Genomic DNA, 25,645 nt, shown 5'->3' on the forward strand with positions numbered 1-25,645 from the left:
TTGAGCCGTCGCTGAGCTGGGGGGACCAGCCACGTGCAGATACGTACCTGCCTTCGTCGTGCCCTTAATGGGGTACTCGCGCTACTCATCGCGTCGACCGCCCTCTGGTTCGGTGCGCCGCCCGCGGCCGCGCACCGGGACGGATGCCACCGCTGGCATTCCTGTCCGTCCGACACCGGGTCCTACGTCTGTGGGGACCTCGGGGACTTCACCTATTGCGGCTACAGCTCTCTGCCGCGCTCCGGCTCCGGCGCCCAGGACGAAGAAGCCGACGACATCGAGGCGCCGGACCGGCCGAGGGTCAAGAGTGCGAAGGCCATCGCCGGTGGCCGCGTCACTGTCACCGTGACCGCCGAGAAGGGATCGCGGATCGAGGTGCGGGATGCCGAGGACTCCGTCGTGAGCAGAGCCACGGCCACCGGTTCCGCGCAGACGGTCACCTTCAAAGCGAAGGACGGTGACCACACCTACTCCGTCGTCGCCGTCGATTCGGCCGACAATGCGAGCGAGGCGAGCGAGGAGCTCTCCGTAGCCGTCGACGCGAGCCGGCCCGAGGTGGGCAAGCCGGTCGTGACCGCGGCCGACGCGGTGACGGGCGCGGTCCAGGTCTCCTTCGAGGCCGAAGCGGGCGCACGGTACGAAGTGAGTGTCGAGGGCCGCAAGGAACGGCTCAGCGGCACGGTCGGTGACGACGGTATGGTGCGGGGCTCGCTCTGGCTCCCCAACGGTTCGTACCGGCTCACTGGCGTGGTGCGGGACGAGGTGGGCAACCAGACGCGTACCGAGGCTGCCGCCACCGTGTCGCTGGACAAGCTCCGGCCCCAGGTGCGTGTTCAGCCTCCGGTCGGCGGAGGTACGACGCAGGTCGAGGTCACTGGGCCGCCCGGTGCGGCAGGCATCGTTTCCACCGGAGGCGAGTCCGAACCCGTGCGGCTCGACAGCGACGGGCGCGCCGCTGTGTCCATTTCGGTCGACGACGGTTCCCACCGTGTGCTGGTGAACCTGAATGACTCCTTCGGACGCGCGGGCACCGGGAGCTCCGGCACCTTCACAGTGGACACCATTCCACCAGCACTGAGGCTTGAGTACGACGCCGAACGTGCCAAGTACGGCGACGTAGTCCTCACTGTGACCGGCGAGGAGGGCGCCCGCCTGGTGCTGTCCGGCGCGGGCGAGAAGCGGACCGTCACCCTGGACGCGGAGCGCCGGACGTTCCGCTGGCACGCGGCGCCCGGTAACCACAGGCTGATCGCCCGGCTCATCGACGCCCACGGCAACATCAACCGCACGGATCTCACCGTCCACGTCTCGGACGACTGGACCGCCGCACGGATCCGCAACGCCCTGCTGTGGACGGCCGGCGCTGTGCTGGCCCTGGTTCTCGGCGGGCTTCTGTTGTGGCGGCGGCGCAGAGCGGTCATTGCGTGGTGGGCCCGTCGGCGGGAGAACGCACGGATGGCTGCCGAGCAGCGTGCGGATCGCGTGCGCGTGGCACGGCAGGAGGCCGATGCGCGCCGTCGCCGGGAAGCGCTCCGGCGTGCTCAGCAGGCATATGAGCGCGAACTGGCCGACTGGCAGCGAACCCGGGACAGGCTCGCGGCCGACCACGAATTCGTACGTCAACTACGGGGTACGGAGTACAGCGCGGCGGACTTCCGCTGGGGAGCGCGCAAGCGGGACGAGCGCGTGCTCCTGGTCGCGACCGCGTCACTGGTGGAGGTGCGCACACGACAGGGTGTGAGCCACACGGAGAACACGTGGGTGGGCGAGATCGCCGTCACCGACAAGCGCGTTCTCTTCGCGGGTGTGGCCGGCCGACGCGAGTGGGCCTACGGCAAGTGGCTCCACCATGAACATCATGAGGGCGCGGCCCAGACGCTGATCATGGTGGGCAACCGGCAGAAGACCTCCGGAATCGCCTATGCCTACGGGGAGGCTCCCCAGGTTCGGCTGGCGATCGACCTGGCGCTGGCGCAGGACCAGGGGCGTCATGGCGAGGTGGTCCACTGTGCCCGCGCAGCGCTGGAGGCCCATGACCGGAAGCGGCCCGCGGCACCGACGGGGGACTGAGGGGACAGATGTGGGATGAGGGCGTCGGGCGTTCCGGCCGGAGTCGATGTTCGGCAAGACCAGGCCGGTGCCCCGGCGCGCGTTTCCCCGATGCTGAAGGGCTCCGCAACAAAACAACTCGTAGACGCAGAGGGCGAAGTGGCCTCCTGAGGCGAGGCGCTCATACATATCAGCAGGCTGGATTCAGCCAAGGTGCCAGGCTTCCCGATCACATGCTGGCGCGTCAAATAGTCTTCAGTCACACATTATTGGCTCAGTGCGGAGCCTTCAAAGTGCAACGGTGGGGGCAGTGTGACGACGGTTTTCGTCGACCGTGCGGAGAGCCTGGACGCGCTCGCGAGCGTGGCGGACGCGTTGACGGATGGCCGCAGCAGCGTCCTTGTGATCGAAGGCGAATCGGGGATGGGTAAGACATCCCTTCTGCGCGAGTTCGTCGAGCGTACTGCTGACGCGGGAACCACATTGTGTCGGATGGTGCTGGTGCGTTCTACGCCAGGGATCGGTGTGCATCGGCCGTACGGCCCCATTCTTGACGCCCTTCACGAACTGCAACGGCGCACGCCCGTAGCCACACGGCGATCCACCTGGTGGGGCCGTGCCCTGGGCCGGGGCGCGATGGCCGCCGCACCGGATCTGCTGTCAGCCGCCGTGCCAGGGCTCGGCGTGCTGTTCGCGGCAGGGCGGGAGTTCACTGATGCAGCGGTGTCCACGGGTTCCATTCCCGGTGACAGCCTTCTGCCGGTACAGGCAACCGTGACCCAGCAGTTCATCGAAGTCCTGCTGGATCAGGCTCGTGCCGGCGGTCCCCTGCTGCTCATCATCGACGATCTGCAGCTCTGCGATGTGACGACGCTGGAGCTCCTGCATCTCCTGCTTCCCAGGCTGGCAGGCGAGCCGCTGGGGCTCGTCCTGGGCGTCAGCTCGTACACGTCCACCCTGGGTAACGGCCCGGCAGTCAAGACTCTGCTGGAGGCGTGGCGGGCGTCTCATCGGGAGCTGATGGCCGGACATGTGTTGCCACCGCTGCCGGACTGGGCGGTCCGTCAGCTCGTCGACGCCAGACTGCAAGGCCAGGGCGTCCCTGCGGACTTCGCCCTCCAGTTGGCCCGCGCAACGGCAGGGCGCCCGATTTTTGTGGAGCAGTGCCTGCAACTCTGGCAGCCCGCATACGGAGCTCGGGTTCCGCTGCCCCGAGACCTTCCTGCGGCTGTCGACGACCGAATAGACCTGCTCGACGACCGGTCCCGAGAGCTACTCGTCATCGGCGCCACCATGGGCGAGTTCTTCTTTTCACACACGGTGGCCGAGGTGGCCGGAGTACCGCACTCCCAGGTCCAGGACCTGCTGCGGCGGGTCGCGCACGAGCATGGCTTGATCCGCGAGCGATGCGAGGGCCTTCCGGCATGGGCAGGCTACTTGAACACCGACTGGTACGACTTCGAGCACCGTATTCTGCAACACGGCATCCGGGGCCGACAGTCCCGTGGCGCCCGGCTCGGCCGCCACGCCCGCCTTGCAGAGGCTCTTCGGCAGTTGCCGCACGCCCCATCCGAGCGCGCACCCCGGGAACTGCGCGCGCTCATCGCCGACCAGCTCCATCAGGCCGGGCCCGCCTGCGCAGGTCAGAGTTCAGCGGCCCATTACGAACTAGCCCGGTCCGTCGCCGTGGACGACCTCTCCTTCGCGCAGGCTGAACAGCACTGCCGTACCGCCATCGAGTCAGCACGGATGCTGCCGCCCGAAACCCCAGAACGGGACTTGCGGCTGGTGGAGGCGGTCGAATTGCTGCTGTGCCTCACCGAGGTCCGGTGGAAGGGCGGCGAGAGCGAGCAGGACAGCGGCGGCATCGACACCCTCGCGGCCGAGGCTGAGCAGGCTGCCCACCGGCTGGGGGACCGCCTGCTCATAGCGCGCACCACGTTGCAGCGCGGCAAGACTTTGATGGCCATGCAAGGCCTGCACCCCTCCCTGGCCAAGCTTGAAGAGGCGGTCCAGTACGCCCGGGGGTGTGAGGGGGCGGGTGGGGCGGCCGCGCTGTTCGTCGCCATGGTCGAGTATGGCCGCCAACTGCCGAAACGGGACCTTCGGGCGGGCCTACGGGTTCTTATCGAGGCCGAGGAACTTTACTCCTCCGACCCGAGCCTCGGGGAGGCTGGAAATCCCGTACTGCAGCACGCACGCAACCTCAATGAGATGCAGATCGGCATCAACCTCTTCGATGCGGGTCGTCTCGGAGAGGCCCGGCATCGACTACTGCGCTGCACAGACCGTCTGCGCGGTGAAAGGCTCCGCGCGGAACTCCCCATCGCACTCAACTATCTCTCCCAGTTGCACCTCGCGATGGGCGCGTACGAGGATGCGGAGACCGTCCTGCGGGAGGCGCTCGAATTCGAGGAACGGCGTGGTGGCGACAGCGGCTGGCACGCGTACAACTCTGCACTGCTTGCCCTGCGCGCCACTCATGACCCGGCCCGTCGGGACGAGGCAGTGCAACGGATCCAGGACGCCTGGCACGAGACGGAGCGCACCCGACTGGTGAATCTCGTGCCGATCGTCCGCAACCTTTACGTCGAGGTGTTGCTGCGGCTACGTGAGGACCCGGAACTCGCCCGCCGACTCGCCGATCACACGCTTGCCGAGACCCGGGAGACGGGGATGGTGCGCAGTGAAATCGCCGGGTACTGCCTGCGCGGTCGGATCCGGCTCGCCACTGGCTGCGCCGACCTCGCGGTCCGCGACGTCCGTCACGCCCTCGCCCTGCTGGCCGAGCACGGAGACTTGCCTGCCCTCCGCACCGAGGAGGTCCTGTACGACGCTGCCACTGCCCTGACTGCCTACGGCAACGACAGCGAGGCAACCCTGCTGCTGGACAGGGCTCGCCGAGAGGTCCTGCGCAAGGCGGAGAGTATCGACGACATGGAGCTGCGGACACGGTTCCTGAACGCGGTCCCGCTCAATCGGGAACTGTTCGCCTACGAGAGGGAAGGCGAAGGCCGTACCGCGTGACGTGATTACGGAGCAGGATCGGGACGGGTGCCGGCTGCGGGAGCACGAGAAGAGAGTCGGGGAGTTAACCGTACAAAGGGTTCGGCTTTGCCGCGAACCATGTACTCGAGCGACTGCCAGCTGGTACCCGTGTGTGTATGGGTGAATTCGCATGATCGTTGCAACGTTGCAGGCTCATGGTGCCAGAGCGGCGGCGAAAGCTTGGGCCGGGGTCTGCCAACTCAGGGTTTTGCGAGGCCGGTTGTTGGCCAGTTGATCTCCCACCTCGCAAACCCAGGAGCTGAAGACCCGCCCAGCAGCCCCCGGAGTGAGCCGCCCGGAGTGAAGCGGGCCGAAGTCCCGGACCACCCGGGCAGGGTGGACTTTCGGTCAGTGCTCCGACATTCTGTGCGGACCTTGATTGCTGTTCGGCGTCTATCCGCGAGTCCGTCCTCACCTCCGTCCGCGAGTCCGTCCTTCGTGCACAAGGGGAACTCTCATGAGATCGTCCCGCCTGCCCTCCCGCCGGATCGCCGCGATATGCGCGGCCGTCGCGCTTGCTCTCCCGCTCAGTGCCTGTAGCAGCAGCGGTGAGGGTGCGACCGTCAAAGGTGCAAAGCTGATCAAGTCCGGCCAGATAACCACCTGTACCCACTTGCCATACGCGCCCTTCCAGTCCGAGAAGGACGGAAAGGTGGTCGGATTCGATGTCTCGATGATCGATCTGGTCGCCGAGGACCTGGGTGTGAAGCAGGTCGTCGTGGACAAGTCGTTCGAGACGATCAAGACCGGTGCCGACCTCAATGCCAGTGTCTGTGACGTGGCCGCCGCCGGCATGACGATCACCGACGAGCGCAAGCAGAATCTGGACTTCTCCGTCCCGTATTTCAACGCCACCCAGGCCCTGTTGGCCCGCAAGGGCGTCAAGGCGGCGACTGTCGAGGACATCACCAAGCAGAAGCTCAAGCTCGGATCCCAGTCCTCCACCACCGGCGAGGACTTCGCCCGTGAGCACGGCGCCGACCCGCAGTCCTTCGAGAGCTCCGATGCCGAGCTCAACGGACTGCGCACCGGCCAGGCCGATGTCATCGTGCAGGACTACCCGGTCGTGCAGAACTGGCTCAAGGACCCCGCCAACTCGGCCAAGTTCGAGATCGTGGGCAATCTCGACACCGGTGAGCAGTACGGCTTCGCGGTCCGCAAGGGCGGCAACCCCAAGCTTCTCGCGGCGATCGACCAGGCCATCAAGGACTCGAAGTCCGACGGCACGTACAAGAAGCTGTACGAGCAGTGGATCGGGCCCATGCCGAAGGGTGCCGACGCCCAGTGACGACCCTGATCACCGGTAAGGACCGGGAGGAGACGGCTGCGCGGCCCCGGATGTCACCGCGCCGCCGTCGCCGTATCTCCCGCGGGGTGCAGTACGCCGTCTTCGTGATCGCCGTGGTGGTCGTGGGTGCGCTGGCCGACTGGCAGCAGCTCCAGAAGCAGTTTCTGGACCTGTCGGTTGCCGAGCGGCTCTTCCCGGAACTCATCACGGTCGCGCTGCTGAACACCGTGGTGTACACGCTGACCGGCTTCGGCGTCGGACTCGTCCTGGGCCTCGTAGTGGCCCTGATGCGCCTGTCGTCCGTTGGGCCGTACCGCTGGCTCGCGATGGCGTACATCGAGTTCTTCCGCGGCCTGCCCGCCCTGCTGATCTTCATCTTCGTCGGGGTGGGTGTCCCGCTCGCCTTCCCGGGGATCGTCTTCCCCGGGGAGACGTACGGGCAGGTCGCCTGCGCCCTCGGGCTGGTCTCCGCTGCGTACATGGCGGAGACCATCCGGGCGGGCATCCAGGCCGTACCGCGCGGCCAACTGGAGGCGGCGCGCACGCTGGGTATGTCGCACGCCACTGCGATGCGGTCGATCGTGATTCCTCAGGCCTTCCGGATCATCGTGCCGCCGCTCACCAACGAACTGGTCCTGCTCTTCAAGGACTCCTCGCTGGTGCTGTTCCTGGGCGTCACACTTGAGCAGCGTGAACTCACGAAGTTCGGGCGTGACTTGGCCAGTACGACGGCGAACACCACCCCCATTTTCGTCGCGGGTCTGTGCTACCTCCTGGTCACTGTCCCGCTCGGCTATCTCGTACGGCGCCTCGAGGCCCGTCATGCACAGGCGAGGTGATCACGGGATGGCGGACATGACTGCGGCGATCGAGATCCAGGGGCTGCACAAGTCGTTCGGCGACGTCGAAGTGCTGCGCGGTATCGACTTCACGGTCGCCTCCGGCGAGGTCGTATGCGTCGTCGGCCCCTCGGGGTCGGGGAAGTCGACCCTGCTTCGCTGTGTGAATCTGCTGGAGGAGCCGACCAGCGGCACGGTCACCGTCGGCGGTGTCGACATGACCGATCCCGACATCGATCTGGACGCGATGCGCCGGCGGATCGGGATGGTCTTCCAGCAGTTCAACCTCTTTCCTCATCTGAACGTCCTGGACAACCTGACGATCGCTCAGCGCCGGGTTCTCGGACGCGGCAGGGAGGAAGCCGGCCGCATCGCCCGGGAGAACCTCGCCAAAGTCGGCCTGGCCGACCGCGAGGACAGCTTCCCCTCCCAACTCTCCGGCGGCCAGCAGCAGCGTGTGGCCATCGCGCGGGCCCTGTCGATGGGGCCAGGGCTGATGCTCTTCGACGAGCCGACCAGCGCGCTCGACCCCGAACTGGTGGGCGACGTACTGGGGGTCATGCGCACCCTGGCCGACGAAGGCATGACGATGATGGTCGTCACCCACGAGATGGGCTTCGCCCGCGACGTCGCCGACCGCGTGGTCTTCATGGACGGCGGCCGAGTGGTGGAGGAGGGCGCCCCGGAGGATGTGCTGGCCCGGCCGGAGCACCCTCGGACCAAGGCCTTCCTCGCGCGGGTCCTGCACCCGGACGCCGTGCAGCCCGAGGCCTGACATATCTGTACGGGTCCGCCGCTGGAGCCGCGGCTCACCGTCTCGTCACGGACAGGGGGTGAGCCGCGGCAGGCGGGACTGCAGCCGCGCCGGACAACGGCGAGCGGCATTGATCGAGGGTGCTTCGTGGCGGACAGCGAGCCTGCCGTACGTGGGCCCCGGCTCCAGGACACGTCAGGAGCCCCTGGCTCCGGACGTGCGTCAGGGGCCGCCCGGAGGCTGCCCCTGACACTGTCTTGATTTTCTTTCCTGCTACTTCAGCAGCTCGACCGTGAAGCCGTGGCCCGTGGAGACGGACGGCGTCTTGATCTCTGTGATCCCGGTTGCGGGGTCCGTGTACCAGCCGGACTCGGCCGAGGCGAGCGCCGTCGCGGAGTTCAGGCGCTGGAGACGGCCGTCGTTCATGACCACCTGCGACGGTGCGTCCTTGCCGTGCACGGTGAACCGGTACGCCCGGGCGGCCTGCTTCCCTTCGTAACGCCCCACACTCGCACCGACCTTGATGGTGGTGCTCGCCTCTCCCTGGGTGGGTGCGTGCACACGTACGCGTTGCGCTGCCGAGGACCCCTCGGCGAACTTGCGGGTCACGCCGTCGTCCTCGTACAGCGTGTACGTGCTCGTACCCTGCGGGTAGATGTCGTAGTCCAGCTCGCTCCGGTCCCGGGTCTGCCAGGACGTCGTGCCCTTCGGCCACATCGGCACGATGGAGCCGCCCTTGACGAACAGGGGAAGGGTGTCGATCGGGGCGTGGTAGCCGTCGACCGTGGTCGGGCCTTCGTAGGTCTTGCCCGTCCAGTAGTCGGTCCAGGTGCCCTTGGGCAGGTAGATGCCGTTACGGGTGTCGGAGTCCTCGTAGACCGGGGCCACCAGGAAGTCGGAGCCCGCCAGGTACTCGTACTTGGCGTTCGCGCCCAGGGTGTCGGGGTCGTCCGGGTACTCCAGCCACAGCGGGCGTACCGCGCCCACGCCGGTCTTCGCGGCCTCGGCGGACAGGGTGTACAGATACGGCAGCAGCCGCTCCCGCAGCTGGAGGTACTTGCGGTTGATGGAGGTGTACGGTTCGCCGTCCACCCACGGCTGCTGGTTGATCTTCTTCTTGGTGGTGAGGTCCGTCGCCCAGCCGTCCATCGTCATCAGGGCCGGGAGGAACGACTTGGCCTGGAGGTCGCGGGCGTACATCTTGGCGTCGTGGCGGTAGATGCTGCCGACGTCACCGGTGTTGTACGCGATGCCGGACATGGTGGCCCCGGCGTACGTCGGGATCTGCCAGCGGACGAAGTCCCAGGACAGGGACTGGTCGCCGCTCCACAGGACGCCGCAGCGCTGTGCGCCGGCCCAGGAGACGGGCAGCCAGACGAAGCCGCGGGCGTCGCTGTTCTCCTCGATGCCGGACTTGGCGTCGTCGCAGGCGTCGAGCGCCATGCCGTACCCCTGGCCGACCCAGGCGACGTCGAGCTTCGCGACCCGCTGGCCCGCCTTCACCTGGTCGGCGAGCTTGTCCAGACCGTTCTGGGTCCACAGGCCCAGCTGGGCATTGTGGTCCTGGAGGCCCTTGGCGGTCTCCGGGAGGTTCTCGTAACCGCAGCCGTAGCCGTCGTTGACGAGCATCCAGCCCAGCGGCATCTGGTTCTGCGTGTAGCCGTCGGCGACCTTCAGCGCGTCCAGGGTGTGGCGCTCACCCTGGTTGGCGTTGTGCAGGTAGCAGTCGGCGTCACCGGGTTCGAGGCCGTACACCGGCGGCATGAACGGCTTGCCGACCAGCGCGGTGTACTTGCCGATCACCTCCTTCGCGTCCCCGATGAAGTAGTACGCGTCGAGGCGCCGTTCCTGCTGACCGGTCTGGACCGGGGAGCCGAAGTGGTAGACGCCGGGCGCGAAGGTGTTGCGGTAGACGCCGTATCCGGCACTGGAGAGGTAGAAGGGCTGGGAGTTGTTGTAACCGCCCTCGTTCCAGTTGGTGTTGTTGGCGACGTACACCGTCTTGTCACGGTGCGAGAAGCTGCCGTTCTGTTCGCCACCACCGAAGAACTGCTCGTCCGTGCCGCGCTCCAGGCTCTGCCGCATTCCTCCGGTGGACCAGCGCAGAGGCTTGTCCTCCTGCCAGATCCGCGTCCGGTTGTCGGCCTTGTAGAGACCGAAGCGCAGCGGCTTCTTGTAGACGCGGAGTACGGAGTCAGGAGACCGGATCCCGTAGTACTCGCCCTTGTCGAAGGTGCTGGTGTGCTTCTGCAGGGCGGGTTGCCTGCGGATGATCGCTGTGCCGGCCGGGTCGGTGAACTCTCCGGAGGGCGTGGCCTGGAGGCGCAGTTGGCCGCCGGTCAGGAAGTCGGCCTTGGCCTTCAGGTCCCCCGCCTCGATGGAGTAGCTGCCGTTGCTCCCGCCGAAGGAAGTGAGGTTTCCCGAGTCGGTCGTCTCCGGCAGATACGCCGTGCCGGTGAAGGAGTTGTCGGTGACGTCGTACGGCACGACGATCACGTGGTACGTCCCCTCGGCCCGCGGGATCACCGTGGCCTCGGGGTCGGCCGTGCCCGCGCTGGAGGCGACCTGCTTGCCGGCGGAGTCGTAGATGTACATGTCGAAGTCCTCGGCGGGCTTCTGCCACTCGATGGAGATCGGCACCCCGCCCTCCGGGTTGTCGTCCCAGTAGCCCTCGGGTGTCGACACGGTGAGGTCGAAGCGGTCGCAGACCTTGTTGTCCGGGTCCTCGGCGGCGGACGGACACTCCTTGGGGCCGCCGACCGTCCCCTTGGGGTAGACGGGGCTCTGCCAGGTGACGCTCTTGTGGGCCTCGTCGAGCACGGCGCTCGCGGGGGTCGCCGCGTGGGCGGACTCGGCCGGGGCGCCGAGCAGGGCGGCGGCCAGGGCCGCGACGAGCCCCGTCGTGGTCAGGGCGGTCCAGCGGGACCGGTGTTGAAGTCTTCGCACGGGATGCATCCCTTTCGAACCAAGCACTGGATGTTTACAAATGCTTGAACATGCGTGAGATCGTGCAACATCTCGCGCGAGGATTCACCCTCATGCAGGTGCATGTCAACGGCCCGGGTGCGGGATGGCCGACGGTGTCGAAAGAGCGGTGCGCTGGGGGAGTTCATCCCCCTTGTAATCAAACATGCTCCGCTGTCTGCTTCTTGTGATCGCCGAAGTGTCGAAATCAGTCGTGATTGATGCCTGAAGCTTCACTCGACATCCCTATAGTGGTGCTGCGTTGATCATGGGTCCGCAACGCGAAGCCGCCGCCAATGGAGTCAGTTCGATGACGCGCCTTTCTTCCGCAGTACCCGCGCCCGACCCCGAGACCCTCACCGGCGGCGGCTGTCCGGTAAGGCACGGCTCGGCCGCGGTGCCGCTCAGCGGTCCCGAATTCCACACCGAGCCCCAGGCCCTCTACCGCACCATGCGACGTGATCACGGGCCCGTCGTCCCCGTTGAGCTGCCCGGCGGGTTCCCCGCCTGGCTGGTCATCGGGTACCGGGAACTCCACCAGGTCACCACTGACGGCGAGTTGTTCCCCCGGGACGTCGGGCTGTGGAACCAGTGGGAGAACATTCCCGAGGACTGGCCACTGCTCCCGATGGTCGGTCGCCCCATGCCATCGATCTACTTCACCGCGGGCGCCGAGCACCGCCGCCACGCCGACATGGTGGGGCCGGCCCTGGAGCGCGTCGATCCATTCGAAATCCGGCGCCACTGCGAGGAGTTGGCCGACCGGCTCATCGACGACGTCTGCACGCGCGGTACGGCCGATCTGGTGGCCGAGTTCGCCGAGCCGCTGCCCGTCCTGGTCCTCGCCAGGCTCGTCGGCTTCCCGGACGCGGAGGGAACGGACATCGCGCAGGTGCTGAAGGACCTCGCTGACGGCGGTCCCGAGGCGCAGAGGGCGCATGTGCGGTTCGGGGAGCACATGCAGCGGCTGGTCGCGGCCAAGCGTGCCGTGCCCGGAGACGATGTGACCTCCAGGATGCTGGCCTACCCCGAACCGTTCACCGACGAGGAATACGTCCTCGACCTGATGGCCATCACGGCCGCCGGACACCTGACCACCGCCGACTGGATCAGTAACTCCCTGCGGCTGATGCTCACCGACGACCTGTTCGCCGACTCCCTGGCCGGGGGCCGGCACAGTGTGGCCGAGGCGATGAACGAGGTTCTCTGGGAGGAGAGCCCGACCCAGATCCTCGCCGGCCGCTGGGCCGCCCGCGACACCCGGCTCGCCGGCCGGAGCATCCGCGCCGGGGACATGCTGCTCCTCGGCCTCGGGGCGGCCAACTCCGACCCGCACGTACGGCAGCGCGTCGCAACCGAGGGAATGTCCGGACAGGGCGGCAACAGTGCCCACCTGGCGTTCAGTCACGGCGAGTACCGCTGCCCGTTCCCCGCGCAGGAGATCGCGGAGACCATCGCCCGTACCGGTATCGAGGTGCTCCTCGACCGGTTGCCCGACCTCCTCCTCGCAGTGCCCGCGCAGACGCTCGTCCGGCGGCAGTCCGCCTTTCTGCGAGGGATGACCTCGCTGCCCGTCCGGTTCACGCCCGTACCCATGACAGGAGACCTCTCTTGAACTGTCCTCACGCCGCCGCTCACCAGGCCACTCAGGGGAGCGAGGCCGTCGTCATCGACCCCATGGTCCAGGACCTGGACGGAGAGACGGCGCGCCTGCGCGACGCAGGGCCGCTCGCCAGGATCGAGCTGCTCGGGGTTCCTGCCTGGACCGTCACCCGGCATGCCGAGGCGCGTCAACTGCTCGTCGACCCGCGCCTGGTGAAGGACCTCGACGCCTGGGGGCTCTGGCAGAGCGGTGCGGTGACGCACGCCTGGCCGCTGATCGGCATGATCGATGCCGGGCGGTCCATGTTCACCGTGGACGGCGAGGAACACCGGCGGCTGCGCACCAAGACCTCCCAGGCGCTCACCCCACGCCGGCTGGAGGCCATCCGCCCGGACATCGAGAAGTTCACCGAGGAGCTGCTGGACGCCCTGGCCGAGCAGGGCGAGGACGGTGTCGTCGACCTCAAGGCCGTGTTCGCCCAGCCGCTGCCCATGCGGGTGGTCGGCATGCTGATGGGTGTGGACGAAGCCGAGCACCCCATGCTGATGCGGAAGTACAAGGCCTTCTTCTCCATGCTCACCCCGCAGGAGGAGCGGCTGGCCCTGCTCGCCGAGCTCGACGTCTTCTACGCGGCGCTCGTCCGCAAGAAGACCGCGCAGCCGACGGACGACCTCACCAGTGCGCTCATCCTGGCCGACGAGGGCGGAGAGCCGCTCACCGAGGAGGAAGTGGTCGGCAACCTCAAGGCCATGGTGGCGGCAGGCCACGAGACCACCATCGGGCTGATTCTCAATGCGGTACGGGCCCTGCTCGCCCACCCCGACCAACTGCGTATGGTGCTCGATGGCGAGATCCCGTGGGAGACCGTGATCGAGGAGACGCTGCGCTGGGACACCCCCACCACCCATCTGCTGATGCGGTTCGCGACGGAGGACATCCAGGTCGGCGACCAGGTGATCGCCAAGGGGGAGGGCGTCGTCATCTCCTATCGGGCCATCGGCCGCGACCTCGAACAGCACGGGGCGGACGCCGACGCCTTCGACATCACCCGGCCCACGCCGATCCGCCACATGACCTTCGGTCACGGCCCCCACATCTGTCCCGGCGCGGCGCTCTCCCGGGTCGAGGCGGGGATCGCCCTGCCCGCGCTGTTCGGCCGCTTTCCCGAGCTGAGGCTCGCCGTGCCGGACGAGGAGCTCCGTAAGCTGCCGGTGATGACGCAGAACGACATGGAGTCCTTCCCTGTGCTGCTGGGCGGCTGAACGGGGAGAGCACGGGCTGCCCGCCGTCGTCCCGCATCTCGGGGCGGCGGGGGCGGCCCACACAGAACAGGGCCTGATTGCGGCGGCACCTTTGGCCGGGCGGCGCGGTGATCAGCACGTCGGTGATCACACTGAAGAAGCGGTGGGAAGGAAGCTCCGCCGGACACGGCATGGCCCCGGGTGTCCATCCAGTGCGCCGATCCGTGTGCTCGCGGGCGCGGTCGGCCTATCGTGGGGGTGGGCCACCCCGCCCCGGCGGCCATACGGCATAACCCGTGTCGAAGCGCTTCGACACAGCGCATGGGGAGGGCAAGGAAGGGGTCAACTGGGCTGGGAATGAACCTGGTTGCTGAAGATGTGACGTGATAGCTTCGCGATCAGTTGTGGTGGAGGAAGTACCGGCTCAGCGGGGGATGGTCGGTGGTGGCACACGCGCCGCAAGGACCACGCGAGACCGATCCGTATCTGGTCGGGGCGCTGGTCGACGAATTATGCGCGCTCGACTGTGTGCGCGATCCAGATCAGTGCATCCACTTCGTGGCGCTGGTCGCCATGCAGCTCCGGATGGAGATCAACTACCTGCGCAAGAACCCGCGCGTCGACATGCTGTCCCTCGTCATGGATGTCCTGCTGCGCGAAGGCGGACTCGACGCGCTGGTCTTCGGCGTGAGTGTCGCCTCCGGCCCCGAGGACTCGGCGCGCCTGGCCAGGCTCGCCGGAACCGCCTGGCCCGACGATACGGTCGCCGAGCTGCCCCCGGTGTTCACTGACACCGCTGTTCAGGAGATCGGAGGGTTGCTCGCCGAGGTCCGGGACTTCGACGACGGCCGCGTGCACGCGATCCTCGGGCATGAGCTCGGCGTCGACATTCCCTACGGGCTGAGCCCCCTTCGGCGCTTCGACTATCTGCGGGACGTCAACGCCCAGGCCGACGGACTGCCCCCGGCTGTGGTTCTGGTGGAGGTGATCGCCATCGACCAGGGGGCGATTCTCGGCGAGAGGCTGAGGGACTGGTCGGACCGATGGGCCGCGGAGGCCGGTGCCGATGCGGTGGGCGCGCTTCAGGAACGCCGACGCGCGATCGCGGCTCTGCCGAGGACCGACCCGGAAGTGCCACGCTCTCTCGTCGTGATGGTGGAGCCCGCCGATGACGGTTCGGCCGATATTTACGTACGTCATTGGGTCAATGCGGCACCAGGCTACTGGGAGCCGGTGGCGGGTGCTGTGGAGCGCGCGACTCTCGACACCCTGGCGGTGGCGGTCGAACGTGCCATCCACCGTGGTGAGGCCCGATGGGCCGATGTGCCGGACACGGAAAACGAACCTCCCGTACAGGTCGAGTTCGTACTTCCGTTCCAGTTGCTCAATCACGACATGGCTCGGCTCGAGCTGGGTACGCGCTCTCATGACGCGCTGCCGATCGGCCTTCGCTACCATATTCATCTGCGTAGTCTGGAGCGTATGCGGACCCGTGACCCCGGTCAGCTGAGGCGATGGCGGGCCCGATGGAAGCGGCTCAAAAGGGCCGGTGCCGCCGAGGCGTTCCGCTGGCGCAGCTCGGAGACCGGGCAACTCGACCGCTGGCGTGCCGCACTGGCATCGGAGCCACGGCTGACCGCGGTCATACTCGACGTGCCCGCCCTGCCCGGCCACGGTCTGGAGGCGCTCGTCGCCGCCATCGCCGAGGGGGTGGGCCTCGCCGCGTGGGACCGCAGGCCGGACAGTCCCGCACAGTCGGGTGAGGTGCTGACGCTGTTGCTCGGGCACAATCCGGCCCAACTTGCCTCGAAAGTAGGTCAGTTACGTAAGAGCGCTGAGGATCTGGATAGCGGCAGCTTGCTATTGGGAAGACACATTGCGTTCTTCTGGGACGATCCCAACCGCCTGGTCGACTGTGAGGAGTTGACAGCATGACCGAGCAGGACGCGACCGCCCTGCCTGCGATGTCGCCTTCCTGGAGGGTGTTCCACGCAACGGGACAGGCTCCTGCCGGAGAGCCGCCGGGGCTTCCGTCCCCGCCGCCCTGGAGAGTCTTCTCGGGGAGCCCCCTGCAGCCGGCGCCGCCCGACGATGCGCAGGCCGCCCTGCGCCGCCTCGGGGTCGTACAGGACGGTCCGCAGCTGCGCGAGGAGGAGATCGACGCCGTCAACGCGGCGCTCCTGCTGCGCCGACCGTTGCTGATCACTGGACCGCCCGGGGTGGGCAAGTCGACCCTCGCGTATCTGATCGCCCGTGAGCTGGGGCTCGGGCGGGTGCTGCCGTGGAGCATTGTCAGCCGGACGACGCTGCGCGGCGGGCTCTACGAGTACGACGCCATCGGGCGGGCGCAGGCGATCGCGGCCTGGCGGGCAGGCGGCGAGGCACGGGCCGATGTGCCGGAGGGCGACCGCGGCAGCGCGCCCGACCTTGGGGACTTCCTGACCCTCGGCCCTCTGGGCACGGCGCTGCTCGCATACGAGCGACCGCGCGTCCTGCTGGTCGACGAACTGGACAAGAGTGACATCGACCTGCCCAACGACCTGCTGCACGTCCTCGAGAACGGCAGCTTCGACATTCCGGAGCTGGTGCGTACCAACTCGGCGGAAGTGTCAGTCTTCACCGACGATCCCGAACGCCGGGTCGTCGTCCGAGGAGGCCGCGTCGAGTGTGTGGAATTCCCCGTCGTCGTGATCACCAGCAACGGCGAACGTGAATTCCCGGCCGCTTTCCGGCGCCGCTGCCTGCCACTGGAGATGCGCCCGCCCAGCCGGGAGCAGCTGATTGCCATTGTGGTCAGCCATCTGCGCCAACGACCAGAGGGAGTCGAAGTACTGGTGGACGAGTTCGAGAGGCGCCTGCACGGCGGGGGCACCCAGTCGGTGGATCAGCTCCTGAACGCTGTGCAACTCACCACGGCCAACGGATTCCAGGCCGATGCGGACGGGCGTAAGCTCATTGAGATGCTGCTCCGCGACCTCTCGAAAGGCCGTTGATGAACGGCTCGCCACGGGAGCGTGCTCCGGACGTGCCGGCCTCGTCCAGCCACACCGCCATCCATGACGCGGACGGCGGCCCGAGCTGGCAGGACATCGCCGACGCCGCCTGGCTGGCTGCGGCATGGCATGTGTCCGGACGGACCTCGGGCCAGGAGCCGGACACCCCTGAACAGTTATCCGGTGAGCCAGAGCCGGGCGTACCCTCCGATGTCGCCGCCCCTCCTTCGGGTGAAGTTTCGCCGGACGTGGTGGCCGCCGGGAGCATGATCGGCATCGACCCGCGAGAGCTGGCGCTGAAAGCCGTCGAAGAGATGCGGAGCGGCCAGCCGAAGACGGTGCTTCAGGCGGCGCCGCGACCGGTGCGACGCGTGGTGCCGCTGCCACTGGCGAAGGCGCTGAGGGGGCTCGGCCGACGTGTGCCTTCGCGCTACCTGAACCGTCTCGACGAGCCGCGCACCGCCGAGTGCGGTCTGAGCGACGGGCTGTGGATTCCCTACCTCGAGCCCGTACAGGAGCGCGCCTTCGACCTGATGCTGCTCGTCGACAATGCGCCCAGCATGCCCGTGTGGAGCAGCACCGTCCGCCGACTGGCCGATGAGGCGGTGCGCAGCGGCGCGTTCCGCGACGTCCGTACGGTCGAGGTGGAGGTGACCGGGCGGGGCATGCCGGTCCTGCGCTGGCCGGGCGACCGGCACGCCGACCCGGCGGAGCTGCTCGACGGACGCGGGTCACGGCTGTTCCTCGTCGTCACCGACGGGCTGGCGGCGGGCTGGGCCGGGCGGGAAGCCGACGAACTGCTGGGGCGGCTCTCGGCCGGTGGTCCTACGGCCCTTGTCCATCTGCTTCCCCCGTATCTGCGCCACAGATCCTCGCTCTACCCCTTCCGCGCCCGGCTGGACGCGGCCGGATTCGGGGCGCTCAACCGGCATTTCCTCTGTCGTCCTCTCCACGGCGTGCCTGACCAGGGACACCTGCTGCCCGACCAGGACGACGGCTCCGTACCGGTTCCGGTGCTCAGCCTTCGCCCCGGCTCGTTCCGGGCCTGGGCCGACCTCCTCACCGGTGAACGCGGTGTCCGGCGTACGCTCCCGGTGGTCCTGGCCGGAGCGATGGCCAAGGGCGTGCCGGCGCCGGGTCTGCGGGCACCGGAGATCGACGGGCCGCGCGCGGCGGCAGCCGCCGTACGCAAGTTCGTCTCGCTGGCCAGTCCACTCGCGCGGCAGCTGGCCGTGCTGCTGGCCGTGGCCCCGCTGCGATTCGATGTCATCGAGGAGCTGCGCGACCGGGCCTTTCCCGAGTCCGGGCCCGACCATTTGGCCGAGATCCTCATGGGCGGCCTCATCGACTGGGAGCGCGACGGCGAGGGCTGCCCCGACTTCGCCGAAGGCGTCCGGGAGGCGCTGCTGGCGACCAGCAACCGCACCCAGCTGGCCCGGGCCGTCGGCCTTGTCGCGGAGTCGCGAGCCGGCCAGGCGCAGGGCATCAGGCTCCGGGCGGCGCTGCGGGACCCGGCGCAAGCGGCTCTCCCGGACACCACGGGCGGCCACACGTGGCTCCGCATCGAGCTGGCCGTACTGCGCGCCCTGGGAGGGCTGCCGTACCGACACCGGGCGGCACGCCTGACCGACCGGCTGCGCGGTGCGGGGCAGACAACGGAGGCGACCAGAGATGATAAAGAGGCATTTGACGTGAATGCCCACGCGCCCCGGTCGCATCCGGCCGTTACACCAGGAGGATCCGTGTCGCCCACGACACCCGTAACAGATGACCAGGATGCCCGGAGGGATGACCCGAGAGTGGAAGTCACGACACCGGATGTGCGGTTCGTCCGGACCGGCCAGCCGAAGATCATGGGGAATGTACCGCCGAAGAACCCCAACTTCACTGGGCGCGAGAGCCTTCTGGCAGCCGTCGAACGGCAGTTGCAGGAGGACGAGACGACAGCCGTTCTCCCGCACGCGCTGCACGGCATGGGCGGCGTCGGCAAATCCCAGATCGCCGTCGAGTACGTGTACCGCCACAGCGGCGAGTTCAACGTCATCTGGTGGATTCCGGCGGAACAGGAGAACCTGATTCTCGGCGCCCTTGCCGACCTTGCCCGCAGCCTGGGCCTGGAGGTGGGCCCCCAGGCCAACGCCGCGGTCCCGGCCGTGCGCGAGGCGCTCCGTACCGGCAAACCGTTCGACAACTGGCTGCTGGTCTTCGACAACGCCGAGGACATCGAGGCCGTGCGGGCCTACTTCCCCAGCGGCGGCCCTGGAAAGATCATCGTCACCTCGCGCAACCGCGAGTGGGAACGGGTGGCGACTCCGCTCAGCGTCGACGTCTTCGACCGGGAGGAGAGCATCACCCTCCTGCAGCGCCGCGCCCGGGGCCTGAGCAGCACGGACGCGGGCCGGCTCGCCGCCGCCCTGGGCGACCTGCCGCTCGCTGTCGAACAGGCGGGCGCATGGCACGCCGCCACCGGCATGCCCGTGGACGAGTACCTCGAACTGCTGGAACAGCGCCGGCCCGAGATCCTCGAACTCGACCCGTCCCCCGACTACCCGCTGCCGGTCGCCGCAGTCTGGGACATCTCGCTCGGACGCCTGTCGCAGGACAACCCGGCGGCCCGTCAACTCCTCGAGATCTGCGCGTGCATGGCGCCGGAGCCCATTCCGCTGAACATGCTCAGAGGCGGCCGGAACGTCGAGATCACACCGGAGCTCGACCCGGTCCTGCGTGACCCGCTGCTGCTCGCCCGCGCCACCCGCGACCTCAGCAAGCTGTCCCTGGTGAGGCTGGACCACAAGACTGGCACGCTGCAAATGCATCGGCTGATGCAGAACGTCATCGTGGCCCGGCTGGATCCCGAGGAGCGGGCCAAGATGACACGAGCGGCCCACCTGCTGCTCACCACGGCCAAGCCCGGCGCCCCCGCGTCCCCCGACCAGTGGCCCGCCTACCAGGCGATCCTGCCGCATGTAATCGCCTCCGGAGCGGTGGAGAGCTCCGATCCATGGGTCCGCGACCTCTTCTACGACATGGTGTTCTTCCTTTACTACTGGGGCGCGCACGAGTCGGGCGCGGCGCAGGCCCGGCAGGCGTGGACCGCCTGGCGCGCCCAGTCCGGCGACGAGGACCTGCATGTCATCAGGGTCACCAAGCTGCTCGGTTTCTATCTCCGGCTTCTCGGTCGTCCGGAGGAGGCGGTCGCCCACAATGAACGCGCCCTGGCGATCTCGCGCGGCGCGCAGATCCCGGACGAGGAACTCATCGACTCCATGTGGCAGATGGCCGGGGCCCTGCGTCACCGGGGCGAGATCCAGGCGGCGTGCGATCTCGACGAGGAGGCCTTCACCAGGGCCAGTGATCTGTTCGGGCCCGAGGATCCGACGACCCTGAGCGCCGCGCACGACTACGGCGTCTCACTACGGGCGAGCGGCCGCTTCGAGACCGCGAGGGAGCTCGACGAAGAGACGGTGCGCCAGCGTGAGCTTCTCTACGGACCGGCGAGCGGCCTTACTCTCAACACGCTGAACGGCCTGGCCATCGACATTCGTGAGGCGGGCGACTACCTCGGCGCGCGCGCCCTCCAGGAGTCCAACTACCAGGCGTTCGTCACCCACTTCGGGGAGACCAACGCTGCCACCATTCGCGCGGCCCTGAACCTCGCCGTGTGCCGGCGCAGGGCCGGTGTGGTCGAAGGAGGAGCGGCCCTCGCGGAGCAGACGTTCGACCGGTTCACCACCCGGTACGGTCTGAACAACATGGACGCCCTTGCCGCCGCGGTCCACACCATGGTCGAGCGCAGGATGAACGGCGATCTCGCGGGTTCCCGGGAGCTGGGGGAGCGGACACTGGCCGCCTATCAAGCGGTATTCGGCGACCGTCATCCGAACACGCAGTCCGCCAAGGTGAACCTGGCGGCCACGCTGCGGGCGCTCGGGGAGATCGACCGGGCCGAAACCCTGGACATCCAGGCGTGGCAGCTTCTGAAGAGCGGGCTGGGCGAGCACCACATCAACACCCTCACCGCTGCCATGAGCGGGGCCAACAATCACTACGCACGGCTGGACTTCGCCCGCGCCCAGGAAGCCGATGCCGGCATTCTTCCCCGGCTCACCGAGACCGCGGGCCCCGATCACCCGCTGACACTCGTCTGCACGGCCAACCTCGCCCTCGATCACCGGGGCCTGGGCCGGTCGGCGGAGGCCGACCGGCTCAACGCGACAGCGATCGAGGGCCTTTCACGGGTGCTGGGGGACAACCATCCCTGGCAGGCAGCTGCGCGCCTGCACCAGCGCATCGAATGCGATATCGCACCGCTGCCGATCTGACCGGTGCGCGGCGCATCCGCAGGAAGAACTGCCGGACCGGTCCCGCCGTCCATGGGACGCCAGTGGGCCGGCCCGGCAGCAACACAGCAATGGGGGCGGCACATGACCACGGTGGTCTTCACTCACGGCACAGGTGTGCGTGAACCACACCTCACGGGCCTGCTCGCACGGGTCACCGAGGGCCTTGCCGAAGCGGCGCCCGACGTCCACCTGGTCGCCTACCGCTGGGGCGAGCAGTACGGGGCGAGCCTCGCGGCAGCGGGGGCCAGCATCCCGGACGGTCCTGGCGCCGGAGCCGGCCGGGGCGCCGAGGGCCCGGGTGATCCGGGTGACGAGGCGGAGGGGTGGGCGCGCCTCTACGACGACCCCACGGCCGAACTGGCCCTGGCGGCGGCCGGAGCCACCGCAGGGGCCATCCCGCCGGGCGCCGCCTTCCCGGACGAGCGCCCCAGGGCTCTGCTGCTCGAGCTCGCGGCCAAGGGCGAGGAACGGGCCGACCGGATGGGGCCCGGGCTCGCGCAGGCGGCGGCCCAGCTCGCGCGTAGTGCGCTGCTCGCCCCGGCAGCCGAGGCACTGGACGCCGAGGCACTGTCGTGGACGCTGGCGCGTGCGCTGACGGCCGCGGTCGTCGCGGCGGCCATCGAGGCCGACGCACCGGTGCAGGGTGTCGGCGATGCCCGGGACGCCGCCGTGGCCGCCCTCGCCGCACGGCTCGGTGCCGCCCCGGCGGGGACCGGCCGTGGCCCGGTACTCCGCATGGCCGCGAAGCCCGTCGTACGCCTCGGCTCCCGTTACGCCGTGCGCCGCCGCCGGGCCCTCACCGACGCCGCCCACCCGGCCGCCGGTGACATCCTCAAGTATCTGGCCCGGGGCGAGCCCATGCGGCAGGGACTGCGGGACATGGTCGCCTCCCTGAAACCCCCCGTGGTGCTGCTCGGCCACAGTCTCGGCGGCATCATCGCCCTCGACACCCTGATATCGGGTCCGCTGGCCGGCGTGGAACTACTGGTGACGGTCGGCTCGCAGGGCCCCTTCCTGTACGAGACCGGAGCGCTGCCCTCACTCGCCCACCCCGACACCCTGCCCGGCCATGTACCGCAGTGGCTGAATCTCTACGACCGTCGCGACCTGCTCGGTTACGCGGCAGAGCCGCTCTTTCCCGGACGGGCGACCGACGTCCCCACCGACAGCCGACAGCCCTTCCCCGTCGCACACAGCGCCTATTGGAGTGACCGGGCCGTCTACCGGGCGATCGGAGACCTGCTCCCGTGACCCACCAACGTGTCGAGCCCGGCCGCGTCCTGGCACTGGTGGTCGGCATCGAGCAGTACGCGGCCGGCGACAGCTGGAACCTTCCCGGGCCGGTCCGGGACGCGCTGCGCTTCCGCGACTGGCTGCTGGAACTCGGCGTCCCCGAGGAAAACGTCCTGCTGCATCTCGCGCCTTCGGGCGGCACCGATCCGGGTGTCCCGTACCGGCCGGCCGACCACGACACCCTGCGGCGTGCCTTCGTGACCGACATCCCGGCCCGCACCGGAGACGTGCTGTGGGTGTGGTGGGGCGGCCACGGTGTGCTGGACCGCGACGAGCACCTGCGGCTCTACTGCACCGACGCCACCGAGCCGGACCGGCGCAACATCGACGTCGAATCGGCCCGCAGCACGCTAAGAAGTGACGCGGTGACGGGCTTCGGCAGGCAGATCTGGATGGTCGACGCCTGTCAGACGTTCGACGAACGGCACAACTTCCCGCGCTCTTTGCCCGGTGAGCAGTTTCCGGCCGGGCACCGGATCGAGGCCCACGACCAGATCCTGATGTTCGCGGCCGGCCGGGGGCAGCGTGCGGCCAACGATCCCGAGCGGCGGCTTGGTGTGTTCTCGGACATCGTGCTGGACGAACTCCCAGCCGATCTGCTGCCGGATCCCGACGTCCTGTTCGAGTCCGTGCGGGCCCGGCTGGCCGCACTGCGAGCGGCAGGCCGCACCGACCAGTTGCCCAGCCTCCTCCTGCACAGACCCGGACGTACCGAGAGCAGTCCGGCGGTGTCACCGCTCCCGCCACCGGCCGGCCCCGGTGGCACTCCGGCGGGCAGGCAGCTGGCCCGGCTCATCGAGGCCCTGCTTGCGTACCCACTCATGAACGACCGTGATGAACGGCAGGCGCTGGTGAACGAGTTGCCGCCCGCCGTGGTCGCGCGCATGCCACGGCACCCGACGCCTCGCACCGACGTGATCGGCATCGTACGTACCCTCAGAGCGCGGCCGGACAGTCTGTGGGAGCTGTACGGCGCGGTGACGCTACTCGACGACGAACCCGCGCGAGCGGCTGAACTCGAGTCGGCCATACAGGACTTCCTCGGGGACACGGGGACGGGAATGTGATCCGCTGGCGTGATCACATGGGTTTCGGGAAGGGGTCCCGTTCGTCATCATGGAGTAAACGGTGGCATCCTGTGCCACCGCTCGCGAAGGGGGAGCGCGCCTTGTACCAGCCGGTACCCGCCGACCGCACAGCTGATCACCTCGAATCCGACGTCATGGATCTGGCCGCAGTGAGCGTCACCGACCTGCGGCACCTTCCGGGCCCGGGCCCACGGCTGCTGGAAGAGCTGCGGCGCGCGCGCACCAACGCCATGGGTAACCCCGAACCCGGACGGGCCGAATAGCGCAGACGGTCCAGGAGGCACAGTCCATGACAGCAAGCGATGCGTACGCCCCGATCCGCATGCCCGGCCCGTTGTTCGACGAGATCGCCGCAGGCGGCGGCTCGCCCGAGGCCGTCGCGTTCCTGGTGAAGGGCGAGCGGACCCGCCGCCTGCTGCTGCTGCGCGAGCTCCTCGACCGATTCGACGAACGCCCCGGCATCCTCGGCCCGCTGGACGCGGCGGCGATATGGCCCGCGCTGGAGGCTGCCGCCGCGCAGGCACCGGAGGCCGTCGAGGAGCTGTTGCTCAGCCCCCAGGTCGGCAGCTGGCTTGCCCACACCCTGCGCCGGCTGCACGGAACCACGTCCGGGCCGCCGCTGTGGGCGGACGCGGGACACATCGCCGCCGTGGCCGCGACGGCCGCCGTACACGCCGGTACGGATACCCAGCTGCTGCTGCCTGCCCGGGGCGCGGCCGTGAGTCTGCCGACGCTCGGGCTGGTCCGGCTCCCGGAACCCGTCCAGGACGACTTCCACGCGGTCCGTGCCGTGGTGTCCGCCGGGACGGTCACCCTTCGCAGTGAGGGCCGGGACGGGCCGCACGGTGCCGACGTCGTCGTGCGGCCGCTCACCGACCCGGAATCCGCGTCCTGGTGGCCGGTGCACACGCTGCTCGTCGGGCCCGGGGCCCGTGGCGTGCAGCTCGACGACCTCGATCCGTACCGCGACCTGGACGAACCGATCGCCCCGGGCCGACTGGATCCCGGCGAACTGCGCTCCTGGCAGGCGCTGTTCGCGGACGCCGTCTCGACTCTGCGACGCGGTGCTGCGGGGCCCGGAGGGCTGCGCCCCGAGGAGATCAGCCGGATCGTCCCCTGGCGCGCCAAGGACGGAGCGCACACGCTTCCCGTTCCGGCCGCCGGGCTCAGCGCCTCCACCGGCGACGCCTTCGCCTCTATGGTGGTGGCCCGCCCCCGGAGCGGGCTCGCCCTGGCGGAAACCCTCGTACACGAATTCCAGCACAGCAAACTGGGCGCGCTGCTCCATCTGTTCCCCCTGCTCGACGACGACCGCACCGAACTCCACTACGCGCCGTGGCGCTCCGACCCACGCCACCTGCCGGGACTCCTCCACGGTGCCTACGCCTTCGTCGGAGTGACCGGATTCTGGCTCGACCTGATCGGTGACACCGTGGCCGACCCCCAAGGGCACGCACCGTTCCTCTTCGCGCTGCGCCGGCTCCAGACGCGCATGGTGCTCCGAACGCTGGCCACCCGCGCGGAGCTCACCGTCCCTGGGCGACGGCTCGTCACACGCCTGTCCGAGACCGTCGACAACTGGCTGCGGGAACCGGTGGAGCAGGAGGTGGAGGGCCGGGCCAGGGCAGCGGCGGTCAGCCACCGCGTGGAGTGGCGGCTGCGCAATCTGCGCTGCGGCAAGGACGAACAGGAGGCACTCGTCAAGGCGTTGCGCTCCGGGTCGGAGCCGGTGCGGGGCGGTCAGCCGGTGGTCGTACCCGTGGGCGACCGCGGGCACTGGCAGGACGAGCGCGGACAGCTGTACCTGCGCAAGCAGCCCGGCCCCCCGTCGACGGCGGACGAACTGTTGGTCTCAGGGGACGCGGGCGCGGCGCTGGAGGCGTACGCGGCACAGCTGGGCGGCATCGGCCCCCTCGACCGGCACGTGCTGGCCGGCTGGCTGCTCGCCCATACGGCGCTGTATCCCGAGGACCGGCGGCTGCTGGCCCGGCCCGAGCGGTTCGCGGCGGTTCTGGAGGAGGGCAGAGCCCGGAACCGGGCGGAGATCGCCCGGTGGCTGGCGGGACGCGCTCCGGTCCAGGACGGCCTCGCAGTCGTACGGCACGGATGAGCCGGCGGGCCTTCCGCGAGACGTGCACGGTC

Annotated in this window: 15 protein-coding genes; 14 read left to right on the top strand and 1 reads right to left on the bottom strand. The window is 68.8% G+C overall.

The features are described from left to right. Positions 1 to 33: 33 nt before the first annotated feature. The 5 genes from ACIBB8_RS13965 (at position 34) to ACIBB8_RS13985 (ending at position 7,999) form a co-directional block, all read left to right on the top strand. Positions 34 to 2,070, top strand: a complete 2,037-nt coding sequence (locus ACIBB8_RS13965) for a hypothetical protein (protein ID WP_398951725.1) — start codon at positions 34 to 36, stop codon at positions 2,068 to 2,070. Positions 2,071 to 2,361: 291 nt separating this feature from the next. Beyond that, on the top strand, positions 2,362 to 5,076 hold the full coding sequence (locus ACIBB8_RS13970; protein ID WP_398951728.1) for an AAA family ATPase: 2,715 nt from the start codon (positions 2,362 to 2,364) through the stop codon (positions 5,074 to 5,076). Between the two features lie 478 nt (positions 5,077 to 5,554). Then, positions 5,555 to 6,385 carry an ABC transporter substrate-binding protein gene (locus ACIBB8_RS13975; protein WP_398951730.1) on the top strand — a complete coding sequence of 277 codons (831 nt, stop codon included), beginning with the start codon at positions 5,555 to 5,557 and terminating at the stop codon, positions 6,383 to 6,385. A 50-nt stretch (positions 6,386 to 6,435) separates the two neighbouring features. Then, positions 6,436 to 7,224, top strand: coding sequence for an amino acid ABC transporter permease (locus tag ACIBB8_RS13980; protein WP_398951957.1), 789 nt, complete (start codon positions 6,436 to 6,438; stop codon positions 7,222 to 7,224). A 7-nt stretch (positions 7,225 to 7,231) separates the two neighbouring features. Beyond that, entirely contained in the window at positions 7,232 to 7,999 is a 768-nt protein-coding gene (locus tag ACIBB8_RS13985) for an amino acid ABC transporter ATP-binding protein (protein WP_398951732.1), read from the top strand. A gap of 252 nt (positions 8,000 to 8,251) precedes the next feature. Here ACIBB8_RS13985 and ACIBB8_RS13990 read toward each other — a convergent pair whose 3' ends face one another. Next, positions 8,252 to 10,924 carry a TIM-barrel domain-containing protein gene (locus ACIBB8_RS13990; protein ID WP_398951734.1) on the bottom strand — a complete coding sequence of 891 codons (2,673 nt, stop codon included), beginning with the start codon at positions 10,922 to 10,924 and terminating at the stop codon, positions 8,252 to 8,254. Positions 10,925 to 11,252: 328 nt separating this feature from the next. Here ACIBB8_RS13990 and ACIBB8_RS13995 point away from each other — a divergent pair, with 328 nt between their 5' ends. From ACIBB8_RS13995 to ACIBB8_RS14035, 9 genes are all read left to right on the top strand, one after another. Next, a complete protein-coding gene (locus ACIBB8_RS13995) occupies positions 11,253 to 12,557 on the top strand; it encodes a cytochrome P450 (RefSeq protein WP_398951736.1) in 1,305 nt (434 codons plus the stop codon). Next, positions 12,554 to 13,807: a cytochrome P450 gene (locus ACIBB8_RS14000; RefSeq protein WP_398951739.1), complete on the top strand. Its 1,254-nt coding sequence runs from the start codon at positions 12,554 to 12,556 to the stop codon at positions 13,805 to 13,807. The genes ACIBB8_RS13995 and ACIBB8_RS14000 overlap by 4 nt, the downstream gene beginning before the upstream one ends. 423 nt (positions 13,808 to 14,230) lie before the next feature. Further along, positions 14,231 to 15,721 carry a hypothetical protein gene (locus ACIBB8_RS14005; protein WP_398951741.1) on the top strand — a complete coding sequence of 497 codons (1,491 nt, stop codon included), beginning with the start codon at positions 14,231 to 14,233 and terminating at the stop codon, positions 15,719 to 15,721. Continuing rightward, entirely contained in the window at positions 15,718 to 16,779 is a 1,062-nt protein-coding gene (locus ACIBB8_RS14010; protein WP_398951744.1) for an AAA family ATPase, read from the top strand. Before ACIBB8_RS14005 ends, ACIBB8_RS14010 begins: the two co-directional genes overlap by 4 nt. Further along, entirely contained in the window at positions 16,779 to 21,101 is a 4,323-nt protein-coding gene (gene fxsT / locus ACIBB8_RS14015; protein ID WP_398951746.1) for an FxSxx-COOH system tetratricopeptide repeat protein, read from the top strand. The genes ACIBB8_RS14010 and fxsT overlap by 1 nt, the downstream gene beginning before the upstream one ends. 102 nt (positions 21,102 to 21,203) lie before the next feature. Further along, positions 21,204 to 22,373, top strand: a complete 1,170-nt coding sequence (locus ACIBB8_RS14020) for a hypothetical protein (RefSeq protein WP_398951749.1) — start codon at positions 21,204 to 21,206, stop codon at positions 22,371 to 22,373. Then, on the top strand, positions 22,370 to 23,482 hold the full coding sequence (locus ACIBB8_RS14025; protein WP_398951751.1) for a caspase family protein: 1,113 nt from the start codon (positions 22,370 to 22,372) through the stop codon (positions 23,480 to 23,482). Before ACIBB8_RS14020 ends, ACIBB8_RS14025 begins: the two co-directional genes overlap by 4 nt. Positions 23,483 to 23,583: 101 nt before the next feature. Beyond that, a complete protein-coding gene (locus tag ACIBB8_RS14030; RefSeq protein ID WP_398951753.1) occupies positions 23,584 to 23,766 on the top strand; it encodes an aldo/keto reductase in 183 nt (60 codons plus the stop codon). 26 nt (positions 23,767 to 23,792) lie between these two features. Beyond that, positions 23,793 to 25,613 (top strand): aKG-HExxH-type peptide beta-hydroxylase, encoded by a 1,821-nt coding sequence (locus ACIBB8_RS14035; protein ID WP_398951756.1) that lies wholly within the window; start codon positions 23,793 to 23,795, stop codon positions 25,611 to 25,613. Positions 25,614 to 25,645: the final 32 nt, after the last annotated feature.

Origin of the sequence: Streptomyces sp. NPDC051286, from assembly GCF_044455345.1 — a bacterium.
Classification (GTDB): domain Bacteria; phylum Actinomycetota; class Actinomycetes; order Streptomycetales; family Streptomycetaceae; genus Streptomyces.

Coding starts and splice junctions, on each gene's coding strand:
- ACIBB8_RS14010 (WP_398951744.1), top strand. CDS start 15,718: ATGACCGAGCAGGACGCGACCGCCCTGCCTGCGATGTCGCCTTCCTGG.
- ACIBB8_RS13975 (WP_398951730.1), top strand. CDS start 5,555: ATGAGATCGTCCCGCCTGCCCTCCCGCCGGATCGCCGCGATATGCGCG.
- ACIBB8_RS13995 (WP_398951736.1), top strand. CDS start 11,253: ATGACGCGCCTTTCTTCCGCAGTACCCGCGCCCGACCCCGAGACCCTC.
- ACIBB8_RS14020 (WP_398951749.1), top strand. CDS start 21,204: ATGACCACGGTGGTCTTCACTCACGGCACAGGTGTGCGTGAACCACAC.
- ACIBB8_RS13980 (WP_398951957.1), top strand. CDS start 6,436: ATGTCACCGCGCCGCCGTCGCCGTATCTCCCGCGGGGTGCAGTACGCC.
- ACIBB8_RS13985 (WP_398951732.1), top strand. CDS start 7,232: ATGGCGGACATGACTGCGGCGATCGAGATCCAGGGGCTGCACAAGTCG.
- ACIBB8_RS14035 (WP_398951756.1), top strand. CDS start 23,793: ATGACAGCAAGCGATGCGTACGCCCCGATCCGCATGCCCGGCCCGTTG.
- fxsT (WP_398951746.1), top strand. CDS start 16,779: ATGAACGGCTCGCCACGGGAGCGTGCTCCGGACGTGCCGGCCTCGTCC.